12 protein-coding genes and 1 pseudogene are annotated in these 8,634 nt (G+C 38.9%); 4 read left to right on the top strand and 9 right to left on the bottom strand.

Going from position 1 to position 8,634, the window contains the following annotated elements; all coding sequences use genetic code 11:
- Positions 1-136: 136 nt before the first annotated feature.
- Positions 137-1,015: an IS3 family transposase gene (locus VHE99_06385; GenBank protein HVV68641.1), complete on the bottom strand. Its 879-nt coding sequence runs from the start codon at positions 1,013-1,015 to the stop codon at positions 137-139.
- A 23-nt stretch (positions 1,016-1,038) separates the two neighbouring features.
- The gene (locus VHE99_06380) at positions 1,039-1,350 is read right to left on the bottom strand and encodes a transposase (GenBank protein ID HVV68640.1); all 312 of its coding nucleotides are present in this window, start codon (positions 1,348-1,350) and stop codon (positions 1,039-1,041) included.
- Between the two features lie 76 nt (positions 1,351-1,426).
- On the opposite strand from VHE99_06380, the pseudogene VHE99_06375 reads away from it, so the two are divergent.
- A pseudogene (locus tag VHE99_06375) lies at positions 1,427-3,250 on the top strand (copper resistance protein B).
- Positions 3,251-3,415: 165 nt separating this feature from the next.
- Here VHE99_06375 and VHE99_06370 read toward each other — a convergent pair.
- A complete protein-coding gene (locus VHE99_06370; GenBank protein HVV68639.1) occupies positions 3,416-4,117 on the bottom strand; it encodes an alpha/beta hydrolase in 702 nt (233 codons plus the stop codon).
- 18 nt (positions 4,118-4,135) lie between these two features.
- Positions 4,136-4,927 carry an SDR family oxidoreductase gene (locus VHE99_06365; GenBank protein ID HVV68638.1) on the bottom strand — a complete coding sequence of 264 codons (792 nt, stop codon included), beginning with the start codon at positions 4,925-4,927 and terminating at the stop codon, positions 4,136-4,138.
- A gap of 338 nt (positions 4,928-5,265) precedes the next feature.
- Between VHE99_06365 and VHE99_06360 the strand changes: the two genes are divergently transcribed.
- From VHE99_06360 to VHE99_06350, 3 genes are read left to right on the top strand one after another with little or no spacing between them, the layout of a single operon-like run.
- Complete coding sequence (locus tag VHE99_06360; protein ID HVV68637.1) at positions 5,266-5,496, top strand: type II toxin-antitoxin system prevent-host-death family antitoxin; 231 nt, start codon at positions 5,266-5,268, stop codon at positions 5,494-5,496.
- Complete coding sequence (locus tag VHE99_06355) at positions 5,493-5,900, top strand: type II toxin-antitoxin system VapC family toxin (protein ID HVV68636.1); 408 nt, start codon at positions 5,493-5,495, stop codon at positions 5,898-5,900. Before VHE99_06360 ends, VHE99_06355 begins: the two co-directional genes overlap by 4 nt.
- Before the next feature lie 20 nt (positions 5,901-5,920).
- Positions 5,921-6,718 (top strand): alpha/beta hydrolase, encoded by a 798-nt coding sequence (locus tag VHE99_06350; GenBank protein HVV68635.1) that lies wholly within the window; start codon positions 5,921-5,923, stop codon positions 6,716-6,718.
- Positions 6,719-6,841: 123 nt separating this feature from the next.
- Here the strand turns inward: VHE99_06350 and VHE99_06345 are convergent, their stop codons facing one another.
- The 5 genes from VHE99_06345 to VHE99_06325 form a co-directional block, all read right to left on the bottom strand.
- Positions 6,842-7,138 (bottom strand): hypothetical protein, encoded by a 297-nt coding sequence (locus tag VHE99_06345; protein ID HVV68634.1) that lies wholly within the window; start codon positions 7,136-7,138, stop codon positions 6,842-6,844.
- Positions 7,139-7,251: 113 nt separating this feature from the next.
- Entirely contained in the window at positions 7,252-7,386 is a 135-nt protein-coding gene (locus VHE99_06340; GenBank protein HVV68633.1) for a hypothetical protein, read from the bottom strand.
- 63 nt (positions 7,387-7,449) lie between these two features.
- Entirely contained in the window at positions 7,450-7,884 is a 435-nt protein-coding gene (locus VHE99_06335) for a type II toxin-antitoxin system VapC family toxin (GenBank protein HVV68632.1), read from the bottom strand.
- Complete coding sequence (locus tag VHE99_06330) at positions 7,874-8,101, bottom strand: prevent-host-death protein (protein ID HVV68631.1); 228 nt, start codon at positions 8,099-8,101, stop codon at positions 7,874-7,876. Before VHE99_06330 ends, VHE99_06335 begins: the two co-directional genes overlap by 11 nt.
- Positions 8,102-8,431: 330 nt before the next feature.
- On the bottom strand, positions 8,432-8,634 hold a 203-nt coding region (locus tag VHE99_06325), incomplete at its 5' end, for a hypothetical protein (protein HVV68630.1).

Raw genomic sequence — 8,634 nt, 5'->3', positions numbered from 1 at the left:
GTTCGCCATACCAACTCCCTAGCACTTTCCCGGCTTGTGGCTGCCAGGAGAAGGTTCCTCTCGCGATTTACCTCCCACGCTTTAGGCGTTTTGTTACATTGTCAGAGTCGCTCTTTATTCAGACCCCTAGGGTCACCTAGTAGTATAGGTGGTTTTCAACCTGACGGTGAAAACAGCTCCTTTGTGCAGCCTCATGTCGCACACTCGTCCACATATCCACAGGCTCCTGCCTCTGTTCACTACGGCCAAAATAAATTTCTGCCGGAGTTTTATAATCCAATGATTGATGCCATCGTTTATGATTATAAAATTCAATATAAGCGCTTATGGCTTTCTTCAAGCTTCCTACTGTTTTATATTCATTTAAGTAAAATTCTTCTTGCTTAAAACTGCGCCAGAAGCGTTCAATATAAATATTATCTGAACATCGACCTTTTCCCGTCATGCTGATGCTAATACCTGCCAACTGCAGGGCATTCACCCATTCCGCACTTGTAAATTGGCATCCTTGATCACTATTCATTATCTCTGGCTTTCCAACCTTAAGTGCCAATTGTAATGCTTCATTGCAAAATTCAGTTTCCAGAGTATTTGATAGTGACCAACTCACCACATAGCGGCTGTATACATCAATCAGTGCCACTAGATACATAAATCCCTGTTCCATCCGTAGATAGGTGATATCCATTTGCCAAGCTTGATTTGGCCTACTTATTGTTAAATCTTTCAATAAATATGGGTAAACAGCATGCTGCTTATTCCGCCTACTCGTATTAGGGCCAGGATAGATTGCTTTAATCCCACCTTCAGTCATTAACCGTTGTATTCGTTTACGGTTGACGATGCGCCCATAGGAGCGAAGTTCTTGAGTTATTCGTCGGTAGCAATAAAATGGATAGCGACTCCAGATATCACGTATTTCATTCAGCAGATCGACATCATTAATCTCTTTAGTCTGGCATTCGTAATATACGCTGCTTCGATTAACATTCAACAATTCACACTGGCGACGCACACTTACATTATCCTTATCTTCTATTAATCCTCGTCTTTGTTCCCTTGGAATCGTTCCCAGCCTTTTTTTAAAAAATCACGCTCCACAGTTAATTGGCCAATTTTTTCATAGAGCTTACGCTGAGCATCCTCATGATTCAGATTGGTTTTTTTTGTTTTACCTTCTTTGCCAAACAATTCAGCTCCGCGGCTTAAAAGCTCTTTTTTCCAGGCATGTATTTGGCTGGGGGCTACCTGATAGTGCTTGCAAATTTCATTGAGGGTTGTTTCGCCCTTTATAGCCAATAAAGCGATTTCAAACTTCTTCGCTGCCGACCATTTCTTCTTTTGAGTCATTTTCGCCTCCTCATGGGAGACTATTATCTCTCAAAATTTTTTATTTTGCTGGTCTAAAAAGCGGGGGGCATTATAAGTCAAAGTAGGGGATATAGTACGACTGCGCTTTATTGGTGCGGCGGCTAGTACGATTTATCATGTCAAAATTCCTGGCGCCATCATGGAAATGGTGCACGTGCAGGGCAATGATGTAAGACCTTACGCTATTGATGATTTCACCATTGCGCCCGGTGAAACTTATGATGTCTTGGTAAAAATCCAAAAACATACACCTTATATTATTTATGCGGAGTCTATAGACACGCTAGGCAAAGCTTATGGTGCCTTAGTGACCGATCCGCAGCAATCCATTGATTATAATCAAGTGCAAGTTTTTCCGGAACCCCTGCCAGTTACCCGTGACATGATGAAAAATATGATGATGTCAGAGATGGGTCAGGGTTCAATGAATATGCCAGAACATACTATGAGTCAAGGTACAAGCATGTCGGGCATGAAGCATCATTCCATGGACATGAATATGAATATGGCAACTGCGCACCAGTCATCCATACAAAAAGAAGAGGGCAACCACCACAATCATTCAATGCAATCTAGTCAAATGAGCAGTAATGAAATGGGTCATACCATGCAGATGGATCATGCTATGTCTATGCCGACTGAGCCAAGTATTATTGGAGATACTATATCTCCTGCCAACAAGAAACTTTTAGAAGTCACAACAAGTGGTACTAAATATCAAAATTTAATCGCAGCTGTCAAAACTAATGATCCTAATCAACCAGTTGATGGTGTTATTCGAATGGAATTGTTTGGATACATGGATCATTTTATTTGGTTCATTAACGGATTACCTGAATATAGAGCCAAACCTATTATGATTGAAGCCGGAAAACGCTATCGGATTATTTTTACCAATAATTCCATGATGCGTCATCCCATGCATATTCATTTGCATTGGTTTATTTTACGCAATGGTCACGGTGCTTTTGATCCGCTGCTGCATACAATTGAAGTGCCTCCGGGTGCAACTGCGGTTGCCGATGTGGATGCCGATGCCAGTGGGCAAGCATTTTTTCATTGTCATCATTTATATCACATGATGTCGGGTATGGCGCGGGTATTTCAATATCAAAGTATTATTGATATTGAAAAGGGTACGGCTAAGCCTGAAAACACTGTCGCCCAACTCGCTTATATCAATCGACCTATCGTCAGAGAAGATAAGGTTATGCCAATTGACCCCGCTCTGGTTCATCATCCGGCCGGTCATCATGAAGGTTTTTATTTTGCTAACTTCTTAGATATGGGTGAAGATCCTTTTCATAATATTCAATCGCTCACTTTTAAAGGTTTATATGGCGGAGATTATAATAAATTGGAGTTATATAGTGATGATGCTGAACTCAATCAAGGCAGTATTGAAGCCGCTGATTTAGACATCTTCTATTGGCATCTTATTAATCAGTTTTGGGCAGTGAAAGGTGGCGTGAATTACTTTAACCAGCCTTCGCAAACTCCATATTGGCAGCCCGGAATCGGCATTGAAGGATTGCTGCCTTACTTTATTGCTACGGATGAAAGAACGTATTATCACGACGGGAGTGTTAAATTCGATTTAGAGTTATCTTGGGATACGCAGATTACTAATAATTTTTTCATTAGATTGGGACTGCGTGGTATTTTCGCTACTAAAACAGTAGCTCAAGATGAAATTGGTAATGGTCTTAATCAAATGCGTTTTACAGTCCACCCTTATTATCGTCTTGCGCCCGGTTTAAGTATTTATACTGAATATGAACGAGAGCAGGATTATGGTAACTTAAAAAGTATTCGTAATAATATAGGCGAATCTAGCAGTGAGGATAGGGTGTCAATGGGGTTATCATTTATATTTTAAAAACTAAACTAGATGGCGATTAATAGCAAAGGCTAAACGCTGATCGTAACTGACCCTCAGCCAGATTTGCGTTGTAGGGTTATCAGTTTTTTTAGAATTACTCGTAACCATTCGTGCGCCAGGAAATATAGACACAATATACTTGAAGCAGTCGAAAACTTATTTCTATTGAACCCATAGTCGTATTAGCGCGGTGATAGCTTCCGGCTGTTCAATAGATAACATATGTCCGCAAGTTTCGATTATCGTTAATTTGGCATTTGCTATATGATCTCTAATATGCTCATGGATTTGTAATGGAAAAAAAGCATCCTGACGTCCATGTATGATTAGGGTAGGGCATTGGATTTTATGTAACAAAGGTGAAGTGTCAATGGCATTTATTTCGGCCAGTGTTTGGTTGATTAAGCCTTGGGTGGGAAATTGTGCCAGACACGCATGGATGGTTTGCAGCAGATTTTCTCTATGGTCATGTTGAGAATAAACAAGATTAGATTTAATGTCGTTCCATAAGGATTCTCTTTCATCATTTCTAATTTTTTGCAGCATTTTTTTAAAAAATGTAACTAATTCTGGGCTGGAAAATCCAGTCCATGTCGCTAGCAAAATGAGTTTATTTACTTTATGTGGATGGTGAATGGCAATCCATTGGGCGATCAATCCTCCCAAGGAATGACCCAACAAAATAAATTTTTCAGATGCTGAAGATAGCACTTCTTCTGCCATTTTTTCAATGGATGGTTGCTCTGTAACTACGATTACTTTAGGTGTAACCAGGTCTGTCAGATTGACGCATTGATGTTGCCATAGGCTGCTGTCGCCAGCCCAGCCGGGTAAAATAATGAGTTCTGGTTTGCTTCTTGCCATTTTATTCCCCTGCTGCAATTAGTCATCAATGCCGCAATAGGCATATCCGCCATCAACGCGAATCACCGTGCCGGTCATATAGCTGGATGCGTCAGAAGCCAGCAATAGTAATGCTCCAGTGAGTTCTTCGGGTTCTGCTGTGCGGCGCATGGGAATTGTTTTGCGGTATTTATCACCCTCAGGTCCATTTAATAAATCTGTGACCATTTGGGTATTCATCCATCCAGGTGCAAGGCAATTAACGCGAATATCATATTGCACCAATTCCATAGCCATATTTCGAGTGAGATGTTCAACTCCAGCTTTGGAAGTAGCATAGGGGATGCGCCCGAGCTGTGATCTCAAGCCTAAGGATGAAGAGATATTAACAATTTTGCCTTTAATAGACTTGGCCATCATGAATTTTGCAACTGCAGTTGAAATTAACCACATGCCTTTTAAATTCACATTGATGACAGCATCCCATTCTTCTTCAGTCACTTCCATTATTAAGGAATCATTGCCTAATATGCCTGCGCAGTTAATCAATATATCCACAGAAGAAAAGCGTTTTTCAATAGCCTCAATTAAATTGCAGATACTTTGCTTTTGGGTAACATCACAGGATTGTACGAAGATATGCTGCTGGGAGGGATCAAGCTGCTGGGAGATTGTGTTCAATCGTTCTGCATCGATATCCGTTAATATGACTTTGGCGCCTGCGTCTAATAGAATCCTGGCTAATTGTTGACCTAATCCGCCTGCGGCACCGGTAACAATCGCAACTTGATTTTCTAAAGAAAATTTTTGAATCCATTGGCTGTTCATCATGAAATTTAATCTCCTGTTTTGATAATAGGATTTAAATTATAACTGTTAAATAGGTTTATCTCTGTTTGGGCTTTCCTAAAATATAACCTGATTCTTCATCAGATTTTGGGTTGTAGCAGATTCCTCATCATTTAGACGACCAAGCAGGGCAGTTACGCCATAATAAATCATTTTTAACTCAACTAATAGTTGACAGCTTAGCTCGAGGGTAAGTTTACACAAAACTTCACACAAAACCATGTGTGAAATAATATATTGCATTATATATATTGACTCGTAATGGCATTTTAACTAAAATAATGACCATAGACATATAACCATAGTTATTGGAGCTGTAAATGGAAAAAACCATAGCCGCTGGGCAATTTAAAGCACAATGCTTGCAATTAATGGATTATGTGCAAGAGAAGCATCTGACTTTTGTGATTACTAAGCATGGCATTCCCATTGCTAAATTAGTCCCAATAGAAGAAGAAGCAATTAATTTATATGGTGCCATGAAGGGAACTGTAAAAATTATAGGGGATATTATCTCTCCCATTGATGAGAAATGGGATGTGGAATCATGAAAGGATTGTTATTAGACACTCACATTTGGATTTGGTTAATGGAAGGTAGCAAGGAAATAAATCATAAACAACGAAAAATGATTAATGAAGCCGCACAGCAAAGCGTAGTAGGAATTGCTGCCATTTCGATATGGGAGGCGGCCATGCTGGTAGAAAAAGGTCGGATTAAATTAGAAAAGCCACTATTAGCCTGGGTGCAAGAAGCTTTAGCATTACCGGGTGTTGAATTAAAACCGCTAACTCCAGAAATAGCAGTAGAAAGCTCGCAACTTCCAGGTAATTTTCATGGTGATCCTGCTGATCGTCTTATTGTAGCTACTGCACGAATGCATCAGCTTACTTTGCTAACGCAAGATAAAAAAATTTTAGATTACGCAAAAAAAGAATTTTTATCTGCAGTTTGATTTAAGAAGGAAATCACATTATGCCTTATGCTACTAGTTATAGATTGAACCAATCTGTACAAATTTATTATGAAGATATTGGTGAACTATCATCACCTATAGTGGTGATGCAACATGGTGATGGTAATGATTCTCAGAACTGGAAATCATTAGGCTATGTTGAAAAATTACTTCCCTACGTTCGCCTGATTTTAATTGATTATTTAGGTTATGGGCAAAGCGAAAAAATCTACGATCCTAATGCATACACAATGCCTTTACTGTCTAGCGATACTATCGCAGTATTAAATCACATTAATGTAAACACCGAGGTTACTTTCTTCGGTGGCTCCATGGGAGCAAGGGTAGGGTACGAACTAGCCACAACCAAGGAGTATGCCAAGTACTTTAATAAATTTATTATTAATGGCATGGTCGCATCGCATTTCGATATCGTCACTGAATTTGCCAAGTGGGTTGATATGGGTGGAATGCCCTATGTAGCAGAACAAATGGAAAAAACTTTTATGGTTGAGCCTTTTCCTAAAGCCATAAGAGAAACTTTTTTAAATAATGACCCTGCAGCGTATCGCGCTGCAAATTTAAATCCATGGCCTAGTATTACAGATAAACTACACCTTATAGATAAACCCGTTTTACTGATTTGCGGAGAAAAAGCAGGCGAACGTGCGGATATGGAACAAAGTGCAGCTTTAATCAAGCAAGCGCAACTTAAAATTATTCCCAAACTAGACCATGCACAAGCCTATTGGTATGCGCATGAAGTTGTACCTTTGATACTTGATTTTATTTTGGATATAGTGTCGACAGAGCTGTGATTATGCTCAAAAGGTGATAAGAAAAAACCTTTTAATTCTCATTTTCTGCAAGCGTATTATTAACTAGCAACGAGTCATAATAGGAGTCACACTCATGATACGCTCACCAGAGAATTTAAAAATCTAGCAATACTCATTATTATAATCTTTACCATTTTTAGCTGTAACTTCACCACGCATTTCTACTATAAAAGTGTTATCTGTTAGATAGGTTCCGAGAACATGCATCTTCCAGCCAGGGAGTAATACGTTACTTAGACGATCAATGACTTTACTAAAAAACTCCTCTTTATTGTAGTAGGTTCCTGATAGAATGCTGCTTCCTTTGATCGTCCATAAAAAATCATCACATAATGCTCTAAAACGACATTGCTGTAGATAATTAATAATTTGTTGTTGGATTTTAGGGTTGATAGTCATATAAAATCTGCTTTAATATTTGATTAAATTCTGCTGGATGGGTCCAAAAAGGCATATGCTGGGCATTGGGAATCACATGTAAATTTAAGTTTGGATTCAAAGCGCTAATTTTTTCAATCGACATTAATCACGCAATAATGGTTGGCTAATTGCTGAACTATTGGCTGCATGTACCAATGGTTACAACCCCAGCCATGTATCACAACTAAGGGTTCGCCTTGGCCGGTAATATCTTTATAAATACCCATTTGGATTTTTCCACTAATAAATGTTAACTGAAGATTCACAAGTAAACTAGGTTACTATAACCATTAAAATTTTTTCACCTTAATATTCATTTTTTTAGCAGCCTTGAGCATCACTTCATCTGCTGTAGCAAGACGAGGTATATTCTTTTGTTGGATAATGCTTAAATGCAATGCGTCAAGAGTGCGTAATGGAACGCTGGGAAAACTATCGATAAGATGCGCTGCATGAATAAAACATTGATCTGAAAAAACTTCCACTGTGAGGTGACCAATATCGATGTCGTTTAAAAAAGTAGCATATAATTGATGTTCTATTTTTTCGTTGAAATCATGCATTCGTTTACGACGGGCCAGTAAGCATCGCATTTCTGTAATGGTAAGACTACTAATCACAACGCGATCAGCTGATAAAATGAAATCTGTTACTTGTTTCGTACCGTGTTCGTTTAAATACCATTTTGCCAATGCCGATGTATCTAAATAAACACTATCGCTCATCGCGTTCGTCCCTAATTAACTTTTCAGAAGGTATCGCCAGTTTTTTGGTCAGCAGATGAAGGTCTTCGTGGGTAGGGCGCATGCGTTTACCTTTTATAGATGTGATACGGGCTATGGCCTCGCCATGCTTGGTTATGATTATTTCATTAGTGGTGTTCAGTACTTCGTCCAGGTGGCTCAATGCGCTACGAACTTCACGAATACTTAAGGTTTGCATAGATATTTCCTCATTGTGACACAATTTATTGTATTGTAGCACAATCAAGGAAAAATACCAGATAATCCAAATATTGCAGGTTCCTCATCATAAAATCATGGAAGCCAGTGATTTTAAGGAATGACATTATGCCTTATGCTACCAATTATAGATTAAATCGACCTCTTGCTGTGCAATAGCCGATAGCGCCGATAATTTTTATTATCAGAAGTAAGAAATTATGCGTTCACAACGTTCACATTACGATATTGTCATTTGCCAAAGACAATTGCAATTGGCCACAGTGGATTGCAATAACTCATTAAGTCTTGTAGCCATACACTGTCAGTATTAGGTACTACATAACGCCAGCATCAAATTATGGTCAAAATCAGTATATAATTGAACACTACTACTGGACTTTAGCCATTTTTTGGCTGGGTTAATTTGAAAAAAGTAAGCTAAATCAGTTGCCAAAGCTGGCAGATCATGTATTTTTAAGTTTCTCAAAAAACAAAAATAACAAGAGGAACTGCCAGCGATGACACCAGAAA

Source organism: Gammaproteobacteria bacterium, assembly GCA_035546635.1.
Lineage (GTDB): Bacteria > Pseudomonadota > Gammaproteobacteria > JAURND01 > JAURND01 > DASZWJ01.
Note: the sequence above shows the minus strand (reverse complement) of the source record. Positions and strands in the feature narration are given on the sequence as shown.